The organism is Bacillus cereus group sp. N14 (assembly GCF_016483555.1).
Lineage (GTDB): Bacteria > Bacillota > Bacilli > Bacillales > Bacillaceae_G > Bacillus_A > Bacillus_A wiedmannii.
The window spans coordinates 289,038-309,453 of record NZ_JAEHBQ010000001.1; the positions used below are offsets into that span (position 1 = coordinate 289,038).

A 20,416-nucleotide genomic window follows, 5' to 3' on the forward strand; every position below is an offset into this window, starting at 1 on the left:
GTGATTGGCAGAAAAACAAGTCTCATTCTAAAAAGCACTTAACTTTTTTAGAACAAGATTATATAAAACAAACTCTAATAAATATTATGAAAAAGAAGGGGTGTATAGATTGTCCCAATACGAAACACCATTGTTTACCGCTTTAGTTGAGCACAGTAAGCGAAATCCAATTCAATTCCATATTCCTGGTCACAAAAAAGGACAGGGCATGGATCCTACATTTCGCGAATTTATTGGGCATAATGCATTAGCAATTGATTTAATTAATATTGCGCCGCTCGATGATTTACATCATCCGAAAGGTATGATTAAAGAAGCACAAGATTTAGCAGCCGCTGCATTTGGTGCAGATCATACTTTCTTTTCTATTCAAGGTACAAGTGGTGCAATAATGACAATGGTGATGAGCGTGTGCGGTCCTGGTGACAAAATCCTAGTGCCACGAAACGTGCATAAATCAGTAATGTCAGCTATTATTTTCTCAGGTGCAAAACCGATTTTCATGCATCCTGAAATCGATCCAACACTTGGTATTTCACACGGAATCACAATTCAATCTGTCAAAAAGGCACTTGAAGAGCATTCAGATGCGAAAGGCTTACTTGTTATTAATCCAACATACTTTGGCTTTGCTGCGGACTTAGAACAGATTGTCCAATTAGCGCATTCTTATGATATCCCTGTACTAGTTGATGAGGCTCATGGAGTTCATATTCATTTTCACGATGAATTGCCGATGTCAGCGATGCAAGCCGGTGCAGATATGGCAGCAACAAGTGTTCACAAATTAGGAGGATCTTTAACGCAAAGTTCTATTCTTAACGTGAAGGAAGGCCTTGTGAACGTTAAACATGTTCAATCTATTATTAGCATGCTTACGACGACATCAACTTCTTACATCTTGTTAGCATCCCTAGATGTTGCTAGAAAACGTCTTGCTACAGAAGGAACAGCACTCATAGAACAAACAATACAATTAGCGGAACAAGTTCGTGATGCTATTAATGCTATTGAGGATCTTTACTGTCCTGGGAAAGAAATGCTAGGTACGGATGCTACTTTTAACTACGATCCTACAAAGATAATTGTATCTGTAAAAGATTTAGGTATTACAGGCCATCAGGCTGAAGTATGGCTTAGAGAGCAATATAACATTGAAGTAGAACTCTCAGATTTATACAACATACTATGTCTTGTCACTTTTGGGGATACAGAAAGTGAGACAAATACACTTATTGCAGCATTACAAGATTTAGCAGCAACATTTAGAAATAAAGCCGATAAAGGTGTTCAAATACAAGTAGAAATTCCAGAAATTCCAGTGCTAGCACTTTCTCCTCGAGATGCTTTTTATTCGGAAACAGAAGTCATTCCGTTTGAAAATGCAGCAGGTCGTATTATAGCTGATTTCGTTATGGTTTATCCGCCAGGGATTCCAATCTTTACTCCGGGGGAAATTATTACACAAGATAACTTAGAGTATATTCGTAAAAACTTAGAAGCAGGTTTACCTGTACAAGGTCCTGAAGATATGACATTACAAACATTACGTGTGATTAAAGAGTACAAGCCTATCAGTTGATAGGCTTTTCTTTCACCCTTTTTCTCTTTTCCCATACGATATTAAGTAATGTAACGTATAGGTGGGGATACTATTATGATTGTAATAGGCCGTTCTATTGTACATCCTTATATCACAAATGAATATGAGCCATTTGCAGCTGAGAAACAACAAATTTTATCGATAATGGCAGGAAATCAAGAAATTTATTCCTTCCGAACATCTGATGAACTCAGCTTTGATCTAAATTTGCGAGTGAATATTATTACTTCTGCATTAGAACTTTTTCAAAGTGGATTTCAGTTTCGCACATTTCAACAATCCTTTTGCAACCCCCAGTATTGGAAAAGAACACCACTTGGAGGGTTCGAGCTACTACCAAACATACCCCCTTCCATTGCCATACAAGATATTTTCAAAAACGGAAAACTATATGGAACTGAATGCGCCACCGCTATGATCATTATTTTTTACAAAGCTTTACTATCATTATATGAGGAAGAAACTTTCAACCGTCTCTTTGCAAACCTTTTACTTTATACGTGGGACTACGATCAAGATTTAAAGCTCATAACAAAAACGGGTGGCGATCTTGTTCCAGGTGATCTCGTTTATTTTAAAAATCCACAAGTGAATCCAGCTACGATCGAGTGGCAAGGAGAAAATACAATCTATCTAGGAAATTTCTTTTTTTACGGACATGGCGTAGGTGTAAAAACAAAAGAGGAAATTATATACTCATTAAATGAACGACGAGTCCCTTACGCTTTTATTTCAGCTTTCTTGACCGATACTATTACCCGTATTGATAGCCGTCTCATGAGCCACTACGCCTCTCCTAGCACTCCACAGACATCGATAGGATTTATTCCAATTAGAGATGATGCAATCGTTGCAACAGTTGGCCATACAACTACAATTTATTAAAAAAGCGCCTACATATATATGTAGGCGCTTCTTCTTATTTAAGCTTTTGTATGTTCTTTATGGTCACATTCGCAATGAGATCCACATTTTCCGTATAGTACTGTTGATTTTTCATCTTCAAAATGTCCGATTGTTCCTTCACATACTTGGCATACGATTGTTCCCATTTTTCATTTCCCCCTGAGTTTTAATAATAATCTACTTATTTATAATTAAGCTTTCGCCTTGTCTCTATTAGCACAGTCACAATTTGTACCACATTTTCCGTAAAGCACTGTCGTTTTTTCATCTTCAAAATGTCCGATTGTTCCTTCACATACTTGGCATACGATTGTTCCCATTTTTCATTTCCCCCTAAGTTTATGGTCCTAAAAACTTTTAGCTGTCCATTTCCTATCAATTATTGGGCTTTTGTATGCTCTGTGTGATCACATCCGCAAGATCCACATTTCCCGTAAAGTACCGTTACTTTCTCATCCTCGAAGTGTGCAATTGTACCTTCACAATCTTGACATACGATCGTTCCCATTTTTCATTTCCTCCTAAGTTTATAATCCCAAAAACTTTTGTAACCGCTTAACTTTCTGTCTTTATTTTAATATGTTATACTTTTTACGTCAATAGGTTTTTAGTATAACACATTAAATATTTTTAATTTAAATTAGTATGCGATATTCAAACAAAAAAACAGCCATATTTATACGTACGACTGTTTTACATTAATTATTCTTCATATTCCGCATGCAAAGAAGTAGATGGGACTAAAAATTTAAAAAACTGAGCTAACTCTGCTGCTTCCTCTTCTGACCCTAATTTAAAAACTTCCTGTATATGTTGCACATTCTCTACATCATCTCTTCCAAGTAAAGTAGACCTTCCTGTTTGCATACAAACAATGAGTGGCTTTCCAAAAAACATATTTGTATAAATAACACCAAAATCATAACGAGTATCATGTGTCATAAACCCCAAAAATCGTACCTTCACACTTTCATGCTCATCATACAATTTTTCAAACATCGGTTTCCACCTTTCTACATCACCTTTCATTAGTATATTAAACAAAAAAAGGAATACTCCTTTTAATTGTCAAAAAATTCAGTAGGATGTAGAATGATAGTATTCTACTAAGTTAGGAGGAACTTATATGCAACATGCCTTTATTACGCTTGTACCTAAATCCAATCAACAAACTGTTTCAACAGATGATATAAAACAACTTTTTCAGTGCTATAAAACAGTTACTTCCAAAACTGGTGTTCAAATTAATTACGCTTATACAAATACCGCTTTTCCTTATGAAATTTTAGATACATCAGCAACAACATTAAAACTACAAGCTACTCACGATCGATATGACTCCATATATGTTGGTGTTGGTATAGAAAAGGAACAATCTTTTATTCAGATTTCTTTACCACCTAATGCAACATTTGGTGATAAAGGAAAAGCAAATGAATTTTGCCGTTTTCTAGCGAAGAAATTAGAAGGAGAATTACAATTATTTAATGGAAGAACAATGTATTTCTATAAACGTTAATTTAAAAAATAGAATATACAATTAAAAAAAGTATGCAATTTGAACACGTAAGGAATAATGCCTGCTTTCTGATGTGCAATACAAAATATGCGATCACATATGCTAAATAAAGAAATACAAAGAATAGCATTACTTTGTAATGCAACTTATCACCATTTGACAATGATAATACTACGGAAAAACCACTCCATAATAAAAAATGATAAAATATAACATGTAATATTCTCATGGAACCTTCTCCTTTGACATGCTCTATTTTATTAATATATGGGATTAAGTTTGAATCAATTACATATTATACGAAAGCATATATACTACTTTTGAATTAACATATGTTCTAACGATTCATTTAAAGTATTATATATTCATTCGACAAGTACACATAAAGACCTTGCAAGCCATTTTATTAAAATAAAAATAACCCCTCTCTTTAAATAAGAGCGGGGTTATTTTCATTACTTAAATTATTTTACAATGTGAATTGGCATTCCAAGAGCAACTTCAGCTGCTTCCATTGTGATCTCACCTAATGTTGGGTGAGCGTGGATTGTTTGAGCGATATCTTCTGCTGTCATTCCAGCTTCGATAGCTAAACCAATCTCAGAGATAATATCAGAAGCGCCTGCACCTGCAACTTGAGCACCTACAAGAAGACCATCTTCTTTACGTGTTACAAGTTGTAGGAAACCGTCAGTGCTGTTTAATGATAATGCACGACCGTTAGCAGCGAATGGGAACTTAGATACAGCTACTGTCATTCCTGCTTCTTCAGCTTGTTTCTTAGTGTAACCAACAGATGCTAATTCAGGATCAGTGAAGCATACTGCAGGAATTCCGATGTAATCGATTGCTGATGCATGGCCACTAATTGCTTCAACAGCTACTTTACCTTCGTAAGAAGCTTTGTGAGCTAATGGTGGTCCAGGAACGATATCACCGATTGCATAGATGTTTGATACGTTTGTACGACATTGCTCATCGATTTCGATGATGCCGCGGTCAGTCATTTTAACTCCAACTTGCTCAAGACCAATTTCTTGAGTGTTTGGACGACGACCTACAGTTACTAATACGTAATCTGCTTCTACAGTTTGGATTTCACCTTTAACTTCAAAGCTAACTTTTACGCCAGTTTCTGTTTCTTCAACGCCTTTAGCCATAGCTTTTGTATGGATATTTACGTTACCTTTCTTTTGAAGAGCACGTTTAACAACAGAGCTCATAGCTTTTTCGAAACCAGCTAAGATTTCGTCGCCAGCTTCTACTACAGTAACTTCTGTACCGAAGTTAGCATATGCAGTTCCTAATTCCATACCGATGTAACCGCCGCCGATTACAACAAGTTTTTTAGGAATTTCAGGTAAGCTTAAAGCACCTGTAGAGTTGATAACACGTTTAGAGTATTTGAATCCTGGAATTTCGATTGGTGTAGAACCAGTTGCAAGAACAGCATTTTTAAACGTATACGTTTGTGCTGCATCTTCAGTCATTACGCGTAATGTATTAGCATCTACGAAGTAAGCTTCACCGCGAATGATTTCAACTTTGTTACCTTTAAGAAGGCCTTCAACACCGCCAGTTAATTTCTTAACTACGCCGTTTTTCCATTCTTGAACTTTTGTAAAGTCAACTTTTACGTTCTCTGCAGTGATACCCATGTCATCAGAATGCATTGCATTCTCATAACGATGACCTGCATTGATTAACGCTTTTGAAGGAATACATCCAACGTTTAAGCATACGCCACCAAGGTTAGCTTTTTCGATAATTGCTACCTTTTGACCTAATTGTGCTGCACGAATTGCCGCAACGTATCCACCAGGACCTGCACCAACAACGACTGTATCTAATTCAATTGGGAAATCTCCTACTACCATTGTTATTACGCCTCCATTACTAATAATTGTGGGTCATTCAATAGACGTTTAATTTGGTTTAATGCTTTTTGAGCAGTTGCGCCGTCAATTAAACGATGGTCAAAGCTTAGAGATAATGCTAATACTGGAGCTGCAACGATTTCACCGTTTTTCACAACTGGCTTCTCAGCGATACGGCCGATACCAAGGATTGCTACTTCTGGGTGATTGATAACTGGAGTGAACCATTGTCCACCTGCAGAACCAATGTTTGTAATTGTGCAAGAAGCACCTTTCATTTCAGCCGGAGCTAAACGACCGTCACGTGCTTTACCAGCAAGATCATTGATCTCGTTAGAAATAGTGAAGATAGACTTGCGATCTGTATCTTTAACAACTGGTACTAATAGACCTTTGTCTGTATCAGCTGCGATACCGATGTTGAAGTAATGTTTATGAACTACTTCTTGAGAAGCATCATCTAAAGAAGTGTTTAACATTGGGTATTCACGTAATGCAGATGTTAAAGCTTTAACAACGTATGGAAGGTAAGTTAATTTAATACCTTTGTCAGCTGCAACAGCTTTGAACTTCTTACGGTGAGCAACAAGTTCTGTTACATCTACTTCATCCATTAATGTTACGTGAGGAGCTGTATGCTTAGAGTTAACCATTGCTTTAGCAATCGCTTTACGGATACCACTCATTTTCTCACGAGTTTCTGGATATTCACCAGCTGGGATTGGTTGTGCTTTTGGTGCTTCTTCTTTCGCTGCTGCTGGAGTAGCTTCTACTGCTGCTGGAGCCTCAGTTGCTGCTACTGCTTGTCCACCATTTGCAAATGCATCGATGTCAGCTTTTACGATACGGCCGTTCTTACCAGAACCAGCTACTTTATGAATGTCTACGCCGTTTTCACGAGCATATTTACGAACAGATGGCATAGCGATTACGCGCTCATTTACTACTTCTGCAGTTGCTGCTGGAGTAGCTTCCGCTGCTGGAGCTTCTACTGCTGCTTCTTCAGCTTTTGGAGCTGCATCATGATCGTCACCTTTAAATTTAAGGTTTTCGTATCCAGGAGCATCAAATTTAATTAATGTATCTCCTACAATTGCAACTGTTCCTTCTTCTACAAGTACTTCAAGTACTTTACCTTTAACAGGAGAAGGGATTTCTACTACTGCTTTATCATTTTGTACTTCAAGAAGTACATCGTCTTCGTTTACTTCATCGCCTGGTTTAATAAACCATTTTACGATTTCACCTTCGTGGATACCTTCACCGATATCTGGTAGTTTAAATTCAAATGCCACGGAATTCAGCCCCCTGATTCATTTCATTATTATGGAATATGTACAAAAGAAACCAGCATGTGCTGATTTCTTTTGCACATGAAAAGCTAAAAATTAGAAGTTCATTACTTTGTTAACAGCTTCAACAATATCTTTATGGTTTGGTAACCATACGCTCTCAGCTTGAGAGAATGGGAATACTGTATCAGCAGCTGCAACACGTACAACTGGAGCTTCTAAGTTTAAGATTGCACGGTCGTTAATTTCCGCTACAACGTTAGCTGCAATACCAGCTTGTTTTTGTGCTTCTTGAACTACAACTACGCGGCCTGTTTTTTCAACAGAAGCGATGATTGTTTCGATATCTAATGGTTGAACTGTACGTAAGTCAACTACCTCTAAAGAGATACCTTCTTTTTCAAGTTCTTCAGCAGCTTTTAATGCAGCATGAACCATAGCACCGTAAGCGATAACAGATACATCTGTACCTTCACGTTTGATATCAGCTTTACCTAAATCAATTGTGTAATCGCCTTCTGGTACATCTTGACGGAATGAACGGTACAATTTCATATGCTCTAAGTAGATAACTGGATCGTTGTCACGAATCGCAGAGATTAAAAGACCTTTTGCATCGTATGGAGTAGATGGAATAACAACTTTTAGACCAGGTTGTTGAGCCACTAATCCTTCTAAGCTATCAGCATGTAGTTCAGGAGTATGAACACCGCCACCGAATGGAGAACGAATTGTTACTGGAGCAGTCCAACGTCCACCAGAACGGTAACGCATACGAGCTAATTGACCAGAAACTGAATCCATTACTTCATAAATGAAACCGAAGAATTGGATTTCTGGAACTGGACGGAAGCCTTCTAATGCAAGTCCAACTGCAAGTCCACCAATACCAGACTCTGCAAGTGGAGTATCCATTACACGATCTTCACCGAATTCAGCTTGTAAACCTTCAGTAGCACGGAATACACCGCCGTTTACACCAACGTCTTCACCAAACACAAGTACGTTAGGGTCATTTTTCATTTCAACGCGTAAAGCATCAGTGATTGCTTGAATCATTGTCATTTGAGCCATGGCTTACTTCGACTCCTTTTCTTTGTAAATTTCATATTGTTCAGCTAAGTTGTAAGGCATTTTTTCGTACATGATTTCCATTAAATCAGTAACTTTTTGTTTTGGAGCTTGGTCAGCCTTAGCAATTGCTTGTTTGATATCTTCTTTTGCTTCTTCGATTACTTTCTCTTCAACTTCTTGAGACCATAGGCCTTTGTTTTCTAAGAATGCACGGAAGCGTACGATTGGATCTTTTTGTTCCCATTCGTTCTCGATATCTTTTGTACGGTAACGAGTTGGGTCATCACCAGCCATTGTATGTGGACCGTAACGGAATGTTAAAGTCTCGATTAAAGTAGGGCCTTCGCCGTTTACTGCACGCTCACGAGCGAAAGCAGTTGCTGCGTATACAGCTAATGGATCCATACCGTCTACTTGAATTCCGTAAATACCTGCTGCTACTGCTTTTTGTGCTACAGTTTTAGCTGCAGATTGCTTTTCTACTGGAGTAGAGATTGCATAACGGTTGTTTTGTACAACGAAGATTGCTGGAGCTTTGAATGCACCCGCAAAGTTCATACCTTCGTAGAAGTCACCTTGTGAAGCACCACCGTCACCAGTGTAAGTAATTGCAACAGATTTTTTACCACGTAGTTTCATACCTAACGCAACACCAGCAGTTTGGATGATTTGCGCACCGATAATGATTTGTGGAGCAAGTGCATTTACATTCTCAGGCATTTGGTTACCCATGAAATGTCCACGAGAGAATAAGAATGCTTGGTATAATGGTAAACCGTGCCATACTAATTGTGGCACATCACGATATCCTGGTAAGATGAAATCTTCTGCTTCAAGTGCGAAATGACTTGCTAATTGAGAAGCCTCTTGTCCAGCTGTTGGTGCGTAGAAACCTAAACGTCCTTGACGGTTTAAAGAAATAGAACGTTGATCTAGTACGCGAGTATACACCATACGGCGCATTAATTCTTTTAATTGATCATCAGATAATTCAGGCATAGCTGCTTCATTCACAACTTCGCCTTTTTCATTTAAAATTTGTAATGTCTCAAATTGAGCTGCGATAGCTTTCATTTGCTCATCAACATTAAATAGGGTCTTTTTTGTTTTAGTACCCATTCCGTTCACCTCTTCCTCTCTTGAACCATATTCTGAAACGCTTTCACTATCTATTAGCTAGACTGAAAACGCAACAATGTAAACCAACAAATTTATCTGTCGGTTGAGAATAATTTTGTGTACCTAACAATCTGTACTAATGTTTTTTCAGAAACATATTAATACAATCTTGATCACGTTTTTTAGTTTACAACTATTCTAATTACGATGTCAATTACTTTGGTTACGTTTTTTTATAAATAATCTGCAGGTTTCTTCTACACAAACGTGTTTTTATTTTTCACATCTGTATTAGTAAGCATTAACCTACTGTTATATTATTCCCTTTTCAACTTATTTTTTCTCTTAGAATAATATGTAAACGATTTAATTCTCTTTAGTTTTTCTCTCTTCTTAGCAAAAATATACAAACTCTTCTTCCTTTTATAGGTAATTACCCATACATTTCTATCCTTCCCTCCATACATTATAGTAACCGCAGTGTTAGCGGGAAATGATAAAGGAGGTCATCTCATGTACGGATACTCATATTGCTATCCAACTTGTTCAAATCCTTCCTACGGTTATGGCGGTTCTTGTGGCGGGTCTGGACGCGGCTTCGCCTTAATCGTTGTGTTGTTTATTCTTTTAATTATCGTTGGTGCTGCTTGCATTCGCTAATGTAAAATGAAACAACTATGGAAGAAACAGACGGCTTTGCCGTCTTTTCTTTTTATTACATACATAAATATTCTATAGTAGAACGCTTTCCAAAGCGCTTCCCTACTTGTCGATGACTTTTTCCATCTCCTTTGGTAGACTAAAGAAGAAAGGAGAGATTACATATGCTTACAATGAAAGATGTAATTCGCGAAGGAGATCCTATTTTGCGAAACGTTGCAGAAGAGGTATCAATACCGGCGAGCGAAGAAGATACAACTACCCTTAAAGAAATGATTGAATTTGTAATAAATAGCCAAGATCCTGAAATGGCTGAAAAATATAGTTTACGCCCTGGAATCGGATTAGCAGCTCCACAAATCGGTATTTCAAAGAAAATGATTGCGGTTCATGTAACTGATACTGACGGTACGTTATATAGTCATGCATTATTCAACCCCAAAATCATTAGTCATTCTGTTGAACGTACATATTTACAAAGCGGGGAAGGCTGTCTATCAGTAGACCGCGAAGTACCTGGTTATGTCCCTCGTTACACAAGAATTACAGTGAAAGCAACATCTATCAACGGCGAAGAAGTAAAATTACGTTTAAAAGGTTTACCAGCAATTGTATTTCAGCATGAGATTGACCATTTAAATGGTGTTATGTTCTATGACCACATTAATAAAGAAAATCCATTTGCTGCTCCTGACGATTCAAAACCTCTAGAGCGATAATAAAAAAAGGCGGGAGTTAATCTTCCGCCTTTTTTATATGAAATGGGTTCCATATTCACTTATAGCAATCCAGCCCATTTTAAGCCATGATATATGCCGTCTTCACTAACATCCTTTGTCACATGATTTGCAAGTTTTTTCAAGTCTTCGTGACCATTCCCCATCACAATACCTGTCCCAACTGCTTCGATCATTTCTAAATCATTTAAGCCATCTCCAAATGCATACACTTGTTCACGGGTAAATCCTAATTTTTCAATAAATTTCTCAATTCCTTTTGCCTTCGAACCACCATTCGGAATAATATCCATTGAATATGCATGCCAGCGAATAAAATGAAAGTCTGGGTAATGATTAATAAACTTTTCTTCTTCATTCACTTCACAGAAAAGAAGTGTTTGATAAATATTACGTTTCTCATAGAAATCAGGTTCATATGCCGGATGTTCAAAGTTTAAGCTTCCAAAACCTTCTTTCACATAATCATGATATTCTACTGATGCTCTCATTTCTTGATGATCCAGATATACAAGTGGATATCCTTCTTGTTTTGCAAACTGAGTAAACTTATGTAAGGCAGCTGGATGTAACGGGTTATTAAATATTACCTCATCTTCAAATACAACGTACTGTCCATTAAAGCTAACATAATTATGTATATTGAGTTCCTCACGAATATCTTCAAACATAAATGGCGCACGTCCTGTCGCAATTGCTACATGCACACCTTTTTCTTGTAAATGTCTTACTGCATCTCGTGTAGATTGCGGAATCTTCTTATCGTGATCTAATAATGTTCCATCAATATCAAAAAAGACAATTTTATCATTCATTTGTCAAAATCCTTTCCGTTACTCTATATTCCTATTTTGATTATCACTTTTCAAATTCTAAAAAAAAGTATAACATATTAAACATCTGTGAAGAAAGCGTTCACTTTCTGACCTTATTTATGAAACCTGCATATATATATTAGTAAAAAATGTGGATACTTGTTCGTATGAATTTTCTTTTCTATTCTTTCTCATACTATACCTATAACTAACGGCTACTAATCGTTACTATAGAATAACTTTCCCTGTATGAGAAAGGACAAGATTCAACATTCACTTTTGTCTTCTTTCTTATATCAGAGACGGAGTTTTCACTAGTAATATGCATGTTTAAAATAAGGAAAGGAAGGAGTAATCATGCTGAAGAAGCTGAAGAAAAAGCTCAAGCGTTATTTAAAAGATCTAGTCCGTAAAAAGACAATCGCTTAAATTGTGCCCATTTCGGGCTTTTTCTTCATTCTCATTCGAAAAAACATGAAAATCGTGACTGTTTGCTTTATAATAAGTAACAGATAATGCAAAACATAGACAAGGAGAGGTTTTCCAAATGATTTTTAAAGTATTTTATCAAGTAAAATTGACTGAGGTTCCAGTACGTGAAAATACAAAAGTTTTATATTTAGAGGCTACGTCTGAAAAGGATGTTCGTAAGAAATTAAATAAGTTCGCATATAATATCGAGTTCGTTCAGTCTGTTACTGGTGCTCATCTTGAATATGAAAAAGAAAACGCTGATTTAACATTAGCGGAAATCGTATAGTCATATGAAATTTCTAAAGAATGATCAAGCAGCCGTTTTTGCTTTAGGTGGACTTGGTGAAATCGGTAAAAATACATATGCTGTTCAATTTCAAGATGAAATTATTATTATTGATGCTGGAATTAAATTTCCAGAAGACGAACTCCTCGGAATCGATTATGTAATACCAGATTACACTTATTTTGTGCGAAACGAAGATAAAATTAAAGGATTATTCATTACACATGGTCACGAAGATCATATCGGTGGAATTCCTTACTTATTACGTCAAGTAAACATCCCGATTTATGGCGGAAAATTAGCAATTGCACTAATCAAAAACAAATTAGAAGAGCACGGATTACTTCGTAAAGCAAAACTTTATGAAATTCAAGAAGATGATGTTATTAAATTTAAAAAGACATCTGTTTCCTTCTTCCGTACAACTCACAGTATCCCAGATTCATACGGAGTTGTTGTGAAAACACCTCAAGGACAAGTTGTTCATACTGGCGATTTCAAATTTGATTTCACACCAGTCGGTGAACCAGCGGACTTAACAAAAATGGCTGAAATCGGAAAAGACGGCGTACTTTGTCTCTTATCTGACAGTACAAACAGTGAAGTTCCAAACTTTACAATGTCTGAGCGCCGTGTTGGTGATAGTATTCAAGATATTTTCCGCAAAGTAGAAGGTCGTATTATCTTTGCAACCTTTGCATCAAATATCCATCGTCTACAACAAGTTGTTGAAGCGGCTGTTGAAAACAATCGTAAAGTGGCTGTGTTCGGTCGCAGTATGGAAGCGGCGATTGAAATCGGACAAAACCTTGGTTATATTCGCTGTCCGAAGGATACATTCATAGATACAGCTCAACTAAACCGCCTACCGGCTAATAAAGTTGTTATTTTATGTACAGGTAGTCAAGGTGAGCCAATGGCAGCACTTTCACGTATTGCTAATGGTACTCATCGTCAAATTCAAATCATTCCTGGCGACACAGTTGTTTTCTCTTCTTCACCAATCCCTGGTAATACAATTAGTGTAAGCCGTACAATTAACATGTTGTATCGTGCTGGTGCTGATGTAATCCACGGGAAACTGTCAAACATTCATACGAGTGGACACGGTGGACAAGAAGAACAAAAACTAATGCTTCGTCTAATTAAACCGAAGTATTTCATGCCAATTCATGGTGAATATCGCATGCAACGTATGCATATGAAGTTAGCAAACGATTGTGGTATTCCAGAAGAAAACTGTTTCATCATGGATAATGGAGATGTTCTTGCTCTTCGTTCTGATGAAGCAAGCGTAGCTGGTAAAATACCATCTGGATCTGTCTATATTGACGGAAATGGTATTGGAGATATCGGTAATATCGTATTACGCGATCGTCGTATTCTTTCTGAAGAAGGACTTGTTATTGTAGTTGTAAGCATTGATATGAAAGAGTTTAAAGTTGCAGCAGGACCTGATATTATCTCACGTGGTTTCGTGTATATGCGCGAAAGTAGTGATTTAATTAATGATGCTCAAACATTAATTACAACTCATTTAGAAAAAGTAATGGAGCGTAAAACAACACAATGGTCTGAAATTAAAAATGAAATTACAGATACATTAGCACCATTCCTATATGAGAAAACAAAACGTCGCCCAATGATTTTACCAATCATTATGGAAATATAAGAAAAAGGACAATACCTTCGTGGTATTGTCCTTTTTTCTTATCTTAAAAAGTGTTTAAAACGATCTACTTCATCGTCATGACCAATTACAATTAATATATCTCCCGCTTGAATATTTTCCGTAGCTCGAGGAGATACAATAACTTCTTTACCACGTTTAATCGCTACAATATTCAATCCAAACTTCGCACGAATATCTAATTCGATTAAAGAATGACCATCAATTTTTTTATTTGCAATAATCTCTACAATACTATGCTCATCTGAAAGCTCAAGATAGTCTAATACATTACTTGATGCAATATTATTAGCAATCCTTTTTCCCATATCACGCTCAGGATGCACAATGTGGTCTGCCCCTATTTTACTTAACACTTTTTCATGGTAATCATTTTGAGCTTTTACAGTAATATTTTTTACACCTAATTCTTTCAAAATTAATGTTGTTAAAATACTTGAATTTAAATTATCTCCAATAGCAACGACTACATGATCAAAATTACGAATACCAAGACTTTTTAATACCATCTCATCTGTTGAATCTGCAATTACAGCATGTGAAGCTATATTTGCAAACTCATTAATTTTATCCTCATCTGAATCAATTGCCATTACTTCCATACCTAATTGAGCGAGTTCTCGGCAAATGCTTCCACCAAAACGTCCAAGCCCAATGACAGCAAATTCTTTCTCTTTTTCACCCACAGGGATTCCTCCAATAACATCGAATACTATGTATTTTTATTGTAACATACTTTAGATTTGCTACAAAAACCTGTATATCATTCTTATTTTTGTTTTTGCATATAAAAATACTGTTGTAAATAAAATGCGATACTGAAAATTAACATACCAAATACAAATATATTTCCAAATGAACTAAATGTTTCAAAAACGAATAATAACGTTTCTTGTCCGAAGAAAGCAAATAATAGTTGTGTAAATGCGAATAGCAATGCCAATATATAATGATGTTGATGGAATAAATAATGTGTTGCACCTAAAAAAGCGATAAACGAAATGATGAAAATCCACCAATTTTCTAAAAACAGTTGCCAATTAGTAAATTGATACCCATTTACTAATATCGCAATAATTCCTATAACAGCCATCGTTGGCACACTCCAAAATAATGCTCGCCCTCTAAAGAAGCGTGTTCCTTTAACATCACCTTTTTCATGTGCAATGTATGTGAGTACTACCGTACTTATGTACAAAACTGAAAGAATTGTTAAAACGATAATAAGCCAAAAATGTAATTGATAATACTCATGCTCTATGTTTGTCACGATAGCCGCTAACATACACGGGATTAACATTCCAGTCCAACCATCTACTTTTCTTTCATTCCAAAACACTGTGTTACCAATCCGTATCCCTAACAACATAAAAATAATGATACCTAGTACAAATAATGTCGTTTTATTCCCTACTAAACTCGTCGAGAAAGCAATTAATCCAATAAATAAAAAGAGCACAAACCCATTCATAATTTCTAATACAGGTGATAAATATCTTTTCACCCATCTATAAGTTTCGTCATATTCATGATTATCTACTAAACGGTAGGCATAAAAACTTATCCCAAAATACACCGCCGCAATAATAACATACGCATATAAGACGAAACACAACATTGCACTGCTAATTTGCACGTAATTCCCCACCCTTTTTTCTATGTTTCACCTTGATTTTACACACTTTCTACACGAAATGTAAACATATATAAGCTAGTTAACTAATCATCTTCTCAATAAGCGATAATGAATAATGAGCAGCGGCTCAAAACCGCTGCTCATTACTTTATCCATTTGTATGCCAATGTGTATCCAAAACAAATATGAAAGATGTTTTCGTCTTGGAACTAATAAGTACCCACTGTAAGTTTTTGCAAAGTTGGCGAGCGAGTTTACTTTCTAGTTCCTTTCCACTTTACATATTGATCTAAAAATGCGATAGCTTTCTCAATAACCTCTTCATCTGGTTTTAATTTTGCATGGTGTAAACCATATTCTGAATTTACACCAAGCCAAAACATAAATCCAGGAATCTCTTGAAGCATATAACCAAAATCTTCCCCTGTCATTGCCTCAGTACATGTAATTACATTCATATCAGTTTGTTCACTTACAAACTGCATAAACTCTCTCGTTAATACTTCATGGTTATATACTTGATGATACATCGCTCCATAGTCAATAATAGCTTCACATTGGAAGGAAGCTTCTATACCTGCAACAATTGCCTCAATCCTACTTTTAACACGCCTCATTGATTCCACTGATAACGTTCGGATCGTTCCTTCTAACCGAGACTTTTCTGCTATGATATTTTGAACTGTACCACCTGTTATTTTTCCGATTGTAATCACTGCACTATCAAGAGGATTCACATTACGACTAATAACGGATTGAAGTTGTGTAACAAGGTGACTTGCTGCTACAATCATATCATTTGCAGTATGCGGGTAGGCTGCATGTCCACCTTTCCCTTTCAAATCAACATATAACTCTGATGTATTTGCAAATAATAGCCCCTCTTTTGTGGCAATTGTTCCTACAGCGTATTCAGGTGCAATATGAAGACCAAGAATTATATTTGGCTTCCATTCTTTTAACTCTTCACTCTCTAACATAGGAAGAGCCCCTCCTGGCCCTTCTTCAGCTGGTTGGAATAGAAACACAAGGTCATCATCTATTCTTTCTGTTACAGCTGCTGTTAGAAGGCCTAAACCGATTGTTGTATGCAAATCGTGTCCACATGCATGCATCATTCCTTCATGAATAGAAGCAAACTCATATCCAGTTTCTTCGGTAATTGGTAAACCGTCTATATCTGCGCGATAACCGATAATTTTTTCTGGATTTTTTCCATTTACTTTAACAATGACACCCGTTTTCCATACTTTCACTTCCACATATTCATTCGAAAGCGTTCCTATGTAATCTAAAATATACTGTTGTGTTTTCCACTCTTTAAATCCAATTTCCGGTATTTTGTGTAAGTCTCTACGAATTTGAACGAATTTGCTTACTGCCATTTTTGCACCTCTATCTATAAAAAGCGCAAGAGCCTGTTATGCTCTTACGCTTTTTTGTGTTTATTTCTCTGGGTTTAATTGACGAAGCTCTTGTTTAATTTCAGTTTTTGCTTTTGTCTTCTCATCAATCTCTTTAATTACACGTGCTGGAGTACCGGCAACAACTGTATATGGAGGTACATCTTCTGTTACAACAGCTCCTGCTGCTACAACTGCACCCTTACCTACTGTAACTCCCTCTAACACAACTACGTTTGCACCAATTACAACATCATCTTCAACGATAACTGGTTTTGCTGAAGGCGGCTCAATAACACCTGCAAGTACTGCACCTGCACCTACGTGACAGTTCTTACCAACAGTTGCACGTCCACCAAGTACCGCGTTCATGTCAATCATAGTACCTTCACCAATTACAGCACCGATATTAATTGTTGCATTCATCATAATAACAGCGTTGTCGCCGATTTCAACGTGATCACGAATAATCGCGCCTGGCTCAATACGAGCTTTAATACCTTTTAAATCAAGCATTGGAATTGCAGAATTACGACGGTCATTTTCAACAACGTAATCAACAATGTGCTTGCTATTTTCATCAAGAATTGTCTTAATTTCAGACCATTCTCCAAATAATACACCAGACTTTTTATTTACAAATGCTTGTACCGTTTCAGGGAATGTTACTTCTTTTAAATCCCCTTTTATGTATACCTTTACAGGAGTTTTCTTTTCACTTTTTTGAATAAACGAAATAATTTCGTTAGCGTCCATCATTTTCATTCTTGTTGCCTCCTAAATCCATTTATAATGTTACTCTACCAAACGATAGAGCGAGTAGCAAGATAATAATCCTATTTTTCCATTTGAATTTCTTCTATAATTTCTAAAAATGCCCTTACTTGCTTCAATTGTCTGGCCGATTCACTCGTCAATAACCATGTTTCTCTCGTTAATTGAACAGGTGTTTTATACATATTTTCCTGTACTTCTTTTAAAACGGTAGAAGGTAGAAGAGCATAACCTATACCATTTAAAACGAGTTGTTTGCAAGTCTCAATTTGATCAACCACAATTGTTCTCTTAGGTGGATTAGAAAATAAACCATACCACCAATTTTGTATTTGTCCATAATAAGTCGAATCACTTTTAAATTGAATAAAAGGTCTATTTGTTTCTTTTAACATCGTAATATCTTTTATTTCTTTATCCACTAAATAAAGTTCATCTTCAAATAATTGTTGCTTCTGACCTTTATATTCTTGTGTTCCTCTCAATATAGCAACATGAACGTCTCCTTCATAAAATTGCTTTTGCACTTCACTACTCCAGCCAGTAAACAGCGATATTTTCACAGAAGGGTATTTATGTACAAACTTCTTCAAAACAGGAGGAAGCCAATATTGACCAATAACTGATGCAACAGCTATTTTTAACGTTCCGTGAGTTTCTGTTCTAAAAACAGCTAGCTCACTTTTAATATCCTCTTCCTTTTGTAGCATTTCTTTTGCATAATTTGCGACTTTTTCCCCTTCAGGTGTAATTGTCAATCCTTTTTGTGAGCGAATAAAAAACTTCATTCCCCATTGTTTCTCCATAGATTGTAATCGTTGACTAAGCGCAGGTTGTGAAACAAATAAACGTTCCGCCGCTTTTCTCATATTCGATTCCTGAGCTAACACAACCATCATTTGAAAATCATCAATTTGCAACTTTCTCCCTCTTTCCTTAGCTTCCATACACCTTATCTCAATAAGCTTTTCATCCTTAATTTAACTATATACTCTTATATTTTTTATCTTTTTAAATATAATACATACACAACTGATATGCACGAAAAAAAGTGACTTCTCCGCTTCTATGAAGTCACTTTTCTCACATTATCGATTATGTTGCCTTACTTTTTTATTCAACAATTTTAAAATAGCCCGACGTGTTAAAATCCCCTCAAAATACCCATCTTCATTGACAGCGCAAATAAAAGGATGATCAATTGTCATTTCTAAAGCTTTTGCAAACGAATCTTCTAACTTAAGAACCGGAATGTCTTCCTTCATCACCTGTTCTACTTTCATTTCGTCAAGTCTTTCAAACTCAATACGTTCTAACCCTAACATACCATCTAAAATCATAGCAGTACTAATTAACCCATGCAATTTATACATCGGGTCCAAAACAGGTATCGCCGAATATCCAGATTTCACAAGAACGAGTAAAGCATGCTCTAAACCATTCCCCATTTGGACATGTGCTACTTTTTCTGATGAAATCATTAAATCTTTCACAAAAATTTGTTGAAACTCGTCTTTCGGAATACTAATCATATTACATCCCCCATTTTCCCTTTTTCCTACTTTTAATCATCGACTCTATTCACATTTTATGACAGCGTTTTCATATTATTATTTTGTCCTTACTTTATTTCAATAAAAACAAAATTACACAGCTATTTTAGCATACAACACAAAAAAAAGACTACCATCCCGGTAGCGCTTAATACCCCTTATTTTTTAATCTGTAAAATAACCTTGTGATTTTTTTATATTGTGTCACATCTGTCTGTTTTAAGCCATTCTCAATATCTGTAATTTCCACAGATAAAATTTCACTCGCATAATTTTGCTGAAATAGAATATCTAGTAATAAACTCTCTTCTTCTTCTGTTAAAACAAATTCCCTTTTCATATACCCCTCTCCTTATACTCGCATCGTTACTCTTATTATATATAATTTCCAACCTATTTAATAGATGTAATATTCAGTTTTTAGTGAAGGATATATAAAAATTGTTTTTTATTTCGTATATCGATTTGCATAACTAAACGCCGCATAAGCATCTGGCTTAATTTTTGCAGTTAATCCCATCGCTTGAATTTTCGCTGTCATATCTAGAATAAATTCTTTTGTTAAACCATCATTTCCGATATCCAAGTGAATTTCCATTATAAATCCAGCCCCATCTTGAGCATATGGATGCAATAAATCCCATATTGTTTGTATATGATTTGGAGTAAATAGGCATGCGATCTCTTGGCTAAACTGCGTTTCTAAATATATTTTCTCACGTAAAGTTGCTGGCTTATCTTTCACTGATTTATGGTGTAAACACCCCCAGGCACCTTTTCCAACGCGATGAATATGAATTGCCGTAATAAACCTCGTATCCTTTTGATGTGCTTGTGAGTCTGTCCCAATGGATAAGCGATATAAATTTCGTGGATCCTTTTCAATGAAACTACAAATACGGCTAAAGACCATATCAAAATTTAAATGTCTCTCTGAAACATTATAAAATGTATGTTCACCGGCCACATAGTCACGTCCTTTCAATTAGACAGACTTT

At 36.1% G+C, this 20,416-nt stretch carries 25 protein-coding genes; 7 read left to right on the forward strand and 18 right to left on the reverse strand.

What is annotated here, in order from left to right; genetic code table 11:
• The first annotated feature begins 109 nt into the window (after positions 1-109).
• Positions 110-1,582, forward strand: a complete 1,473-nt coding sequence (speA, locus tag JDS82_RS01405) for an arginine decarboxylase (RefSeq protein WP_000084906.1) — start codon at positions 110-112, stop codon at positions 1,580-1,582.
• Positions 1,583-1,657: 75 nt separating this feature from the next.
• Positions 1,658-2,488, forward strand: a complete 831-nt coding sequence (locus JDS82_RS01410) for a protein-glutamine gamma-glutamyltransferase (RefSeq protein WP_000635322.1) — start codon at positions 1,658-1,660, stop codon at positions 2,486-2,488.
• 38 nt (positions 2,489-2,526) lie between these two features.
• Here JDS82_RS01410 and JDS82_RS01415 read toward each other — a convergent pair whose 3' ends face one another.
• From JDS82_RS01415 to JDS82_RS01430, 4 genes are all read right to left on the reverse strand, one after another.
• Positions 2,527-2,655 (reverse strand): GapA-binding peptide SR1P, encoded by a 129-nt coding sequence (locus tag JDS82_RS01415; RefSeq protein ID WP_000536796.1) that lies wholly within the window; start codon positions 2,653-2,655, stop codon positions 2,527-2,529.
• Positions 2,656-2,700: 45 nt separating this feature from the next.
• Positions 2,701-2,829 carry a GapA-binding peptide SR1P gene (locus JDS82_RS01420; RefSeq protein WP_000536801.1) on the reverse strand — a complete coding sequence of 43 codons (129 nt, stop codon included), beginning with the start codon at positions 2,827-2,829 and terminating at the stop codon, positions 2,701-2,703.
• A gap of 59 nt (positions 2,830-2,888) precedes the next feature.
• Positions 2,889-3,017, reverse strand: coding sequence for a GapA-binding peptide SR1P (locus JDS82_RS01425; RefSeq protein ID WP_000536778.1), 129 nt, complete (start codon positions 3,015-3,017; stop codon positions 2,889-2,891).
• Between the two features lie 194 nt (positions 3,018-3,211).
• On the reverse strand, positions 3,212-3,508 hold the full coding sequence (locus JDS82_RS01430) for a DUF3055 domain-containing protein (RefSeq protein ID WP_033656384.1): 297 nt from the start codon (positions 3,506-3,508) through the stop codon (positions 3,212-3,214).
• 127 nt (positions 3,509-3,635) lie between these two features.
• Here JDS82_RS01430 and JDS82_RS01435 point away from each other — a divergent pair, with 127 nt between their 5' ends.
• Positions 3,636-4,028, forward strand: a complete 393-nt coding sequence (locus JDS82_RS01435) for a DUF1885 family protein (RefSeq protein WP_001163317.1) — start codon at positions 3,636-3,638, stop codon at positions 4,026-4,028.
• Position 4,029: 1 nt separating this feature from the next.
• On the opposite strand, the gene JDS82_RS01440 is transcribed toward JDS82_RS01435, so the two are convergent.
• The 5 genes from JDS82_RS01440 to pdhA form a co-directional block, all read right to left on the reverse strand.
• On the reverse strand, positions 4,030-4,257 hold the full coding sequence (locus tag JDS82_RS01440) for a hypothetical protein (protein WP_001221352.1): 228 nt from the start codon (positions 4,255-4,257) through the stop codon (positions 4,030-4,032).
• Between the two features lie 235 nt (positions 4,258-4,492).
• Positions 4,493-5,905: a dihydrolipoyl dehydrogenase gene (gene lpdA, locus JDS82_RS01445; protein WP_000260106.1), complete on the reverse strand. Its 1,413-nt coding sequence runs from the start codon at positions 5,903-5,905 to the stop codon at positions 4,493-4,495.
• Between the two features lie 5 nt (positions 5,906-5,910).
• Positions 5,911-7,200: a pyruvate dehydrogenase complex dihydrolipoyllysine-residue acetyltransferase gene (gene pdhC / locus JDS82_RS01450; RefSeq protein WP_000863412.1), complete on the reverse strand. Its 1,290-nt coding sequence runs from the start codon at positions 7,198-7,200 to the stop codon at positions 5,911-5,913.
• 93 nt (positions 7,201-7,293) lie between these two features.
• Positions 7,294-8,271: a pyruvate dehydrogenase complex E1 component subunit beta gene (gene pdhB / locus JDS82_RS01455; RefSeq protein ID WP_000068162.1), complete on the reverse strand. Its 978-nt coding sequence runs from the start codon at positions 8,269-8,271 to the stop codon at positions 7,294-7,296.
• A 3-nt stretch (positions 8,272-8,274) separates the two neighbouring features.
• A complete protein-coding gene (gene pdhA / locus JDS82_RS01460) occupies positions 8,275-9,390 on the reverse strand; it encodes a pyruvate dehydrogenase E1 component subunit alpha (RefSeq protein ID WP_000536893.1) in 1,116 nt (371 codons plus the stop codon).
• 513 nt (positions 9,391-9,903) lie between these two features.
• On the opposite strand from pdhA, the gene JDS82_RS01465 reads away from it, so the two are divergent.
• Together JDS82_RS01465 and def are read left to right on the forward strand one after the other, a co-directional pair.
• Positions 9,904-10,050: a YjcZ family sporulation protein gene (locus tag JDS82_RS01465; RefSeq protein ID WP_000274561.1), complete on the forward strand. Its 147-nt coding sequence runs from the start codon at positions 9,904-9,906 to the stop codon at positions 10,048-10,050.
• A gap of 164 nt (positions 10,051-10,214) precedes the next feature.
• Positions 10,215-10,769: a peptide deformylase gene (def, locus tag JDS82_RS01470; protein ID WP_000957045.1), complete on the forward strand. Its 555-nt coding sequence runs from the start codon at positions 10,215-10,217 to the stop codon at positions 10,767-10,769.
• 59 nt (positions 10,770-10,828) lie between these two features.
• Here def and JDS82_RS01475 read toward each other — a convergent pair whose 3' ends face one another.
• Positions 10,829-11,602: a Cof-type HAD-IIB family hydrolase gene (locus JDS82_RS01475; RefSeq protein ID WP_000998281.1), complete on the reverse strand. Its 774-nt coding sequence runs from the start codon at positions 11,600-11,602 to the stop codon at positions 10,829-10,831.
• Between the two features lie 547 nt (positions 11,603-12,149).
• Between JDS82_RS01475 and JDS82_RS01480 the strand changes: the two genes are divergently transcribed.
• A complete protein-coding gene (locus JDS82_RS01480) occupies positions 12,150-12,362 on the forward strand; it encodes a DNA-dependent RNA polymerase subunit epsilon (RefSeq protein ID WP_000576445.1) in 213 nt (70 codons plus the stop codon).
• A 4-nt stretch (positions 12,363-12,366) separates the two neighbouring features.
• Entirely contained in the window at positions 12,367-14,034 is a 1,668-nt protein-coding gene (rnjA, locus tag JDS82_RS01485) for a ribonuclease J1 (protein ID WP_000670370.1), read from the forward strand.
• Positions 14,035-14,072: 38 nt separating this feature from the next.
• Here the strand turns inward: rnjA and JDS82_RS01490 are convergent, their stop codons facing one another.
• The 8 genes from JDS82_RS01490 to JDS82_RS01525 form a co-directional block, all read right to left on the reverse strand.
• Positions 14,073-14,738, reverse strand: coding sequence for a potassium channel family protein (locus tag JDS82_RS01490; protein ID WP_000504032.1), 666 nt, complete (start codon positions 14,736-14,738; stop codon positions 14,073-14,075).
• 83 nt (positions 14,739-14,821) lie between these two features.
• Positions 14,822-15,688, reverse strand: coding sequence for a hypothetical protein (locus JDS82_RS01495; RefSeq protein WP_001167333.1), 867 nt, complete (start codon positions 15,686-15,688; stop codon positions 14,822-14,824).
• A gap of 254 nt (positions 15,689-15,942) precedes the next feature.
• Positions 15,943-17,073 carry an N-acetyldiaminopimelate deacetylase gene (locus JDS82_RS01500; RefSeq protein ID WP_000301170.1) on the reverse strand — a complete coding sequence of 377 codons (1,131 nt, stop codon included), beginning with the start codon at positions 17,071-17,073 and terminating at the stop codon, positions 15,943-15,945.
• Between the two features lie 60 nt (positions 17,074-17,133).
• Positions 17,134-17,856 carry a 2,3,4,5-tetrahydropyridine-2,6-dicarboxylate N-acetyltransferase gene (gene dapD / locus JDS82_RS01505; protein ID WP_000783245.1) on the reverse strand — a complete coding sequence of 241 codons (723 nt, stop codon included), beginning with the start codon at positions 17,854-17,856 and terminating at the stop codon, positions 17,134-17,136.
• 71 nt (positions 17,857-17,927) lie between these two features.
• A complete protein-coding gene (locus tag JDS82_RS01510; RefSeq protein ID WP_002008407.1) occupies positions 17,928-18,812 on the reverse strand; it encodes a LysR family transcriptional regulator in 885 nt (294 codons plus the stop codon).
• Between the two features lie 141 nt (positions 18,813-18,953).
• Positions 18,954-19,397 (reverse strand): cyclic-di-AMP-binding protein CbpB, encoded by a 444-nt coding sequence (gene cbpB / locus JDS82_RS01515; RefSeq protein WP_000623572.1) that lies wholly within the window; start codon positions 19,395-19,397, stop codon positions 18,954-18,956.
• Between the two features lie 169 nt (positions 19,398-19,566).
• A complete protein-coding gene (gene abbA / locus JDS82_RS01520; RefSeq protein ID WP_000817795.1) occupies positions 19,567-19,758 on the reverse strand; it encodes an antirepressor AbbA in 192 nt (63 codons plus the stop codon).
• Positions 19,759-19,866: 108 nt separating this feature from the next.
• Positions 19,867-20,385, reverse strand: a complete 519-nt coding sequence (locus tag JDS82_RS01525) for a ribonuclease H-like YkuK family protein (RefSeq protein WP_000896654.1) — start codon at positions 20,383-20,385, stop codon at positions 19,867-19,869.
• Between the last annotated feature and the right edge of the window lie 31 nt (positions 20,386-20,416).

Coding starts and splice junctions, on each gene's coding strand:
- JDS82_RS01440 (WP_001221352.1), bottom strand. CDS start 4,257: ATGAGAATATTACATGTTATATTTTATCATTTTTTATTATGGAGTGGT.
- dapD (WP_000783245.1), bottom strand. CDS start 17,856: ATGAAAATGATGGACGCTAACGAAATTATTTCGTTTATTCAAAAAAGT.
- cbpB (WP_000623572.1), bottom strand. CDS start 19,397: ATGATTAGTATTCCGAAAGACGAGTTTCAACAAATTTTTGTGAAAGAT.
- JDS82_RS01425 (WP_000536778.1), bottom strand. CDS start 3,017: ATGGGAACGATCGTATGTCAAGATTGTGAAGGTACAATTGCACACTTC.
- JDS82_RS01480 (WP_000576445.1), top strand. CDS start 12,150: ATGATTTTTAAAGTATTTTATCAAGTAAAATTGACTGAGGTTCCAGTA.
- pdhA (WP_000536893.1), bottom strand. CDS start 9,390: ATGGGTACTAAAACAAAAAAGACCCTATTTAATGTTGATGAGCAAATG.
- abbA (WP_000817795.1), bottom strand. CDS start 19,758: ATGAAAAGGGAATTTGTTTTAACAGAAGAAGAAGAGAGTTTATTACTA.
- def (WP_000957045.1), top strand. CDS start 10,215: ATGCTTACAATGAAAGATGTAATTCGCGAAGGAGATCCTATTTTGCGA.
- JDS82_RS01415 (WP_000536796.1), bottom strand. CDS start 2,655: ATGGGAACAATCGTATGCCAAGTATGTGAAGGAACAATCGGACATTTT.
- JDS82_RS01510 (WP_002008407.1), bottom strand. CDS start 18,812: ATGGAAGCTAAGGAAAGAGGGAGAAAGTTGCAAATTGATGATTTTCAA.
- JDS82_RS01435 (WP_001163317.1), top strand. CDS start 3,636: ATGCAACATGCCTTTATTACGCTTGTACCTAAATCCAATCAACAAACT.
- pdhB (WP_000068162.1), bottom strand. CDS start 8,271: ATGGCTCAAATGACAATGATTCAAGCAATCACTGATGCTTTACGCGTT.
- lpdA (WP_000260106.1), bottom strand. CDS start 5,905: ATGGTAGTAGGAGATTTCCCAATTGAATTAGATACAGTCGTTGTTGGT.
- JDS82_RS01430 (WP_033656384.1), bottom strand. CDS start 3,508: ATGTTTGAAAAATTGTATGATGAGCATGAAAGTGTGAAGGTACGATTT.
- rnjA (WP_000670370.1), top strand. CDS start 12,367: ATGAAATTTCTAAAGAATGATCAAGCAGCCGTTTTTGCTTTAGGTGGA.
- JDS82_RS01475 (WP_000998281.1), bottom strand. CDS start 11,602: ATGAATGATAAAATTGTCTTTTTTGATATTGATGGAACATTATTAGAT.
- JDS82_RS01420 (WP_000536801.1), bottom strand. CDS start 2,829: ATGGGAACAATCGTATGCCAAGTATGTGAAGGAACAATCGGACATTTT.
- JDS82_RS01410 (WP_000635322.1), top strand. CDS start 1,658: ATGATTGTAATAGGCCGTTCTATTGTACATCCTTATATCACAAATGAA.
- JDS82_RS01465 (WP_000274561.1), top strand. CDS start 9,904: ATGTACGGATACTCATATTGCTATCCAACTTGTTCAAATCCTTCCTAC.
- JDS82_RS01500 (WP_000301170.1), bottom strand. CDS start 17,073: ATGGCAGTAAGCAAATTCGTTCAAATTCGTAGAGACTTACACAAAATA.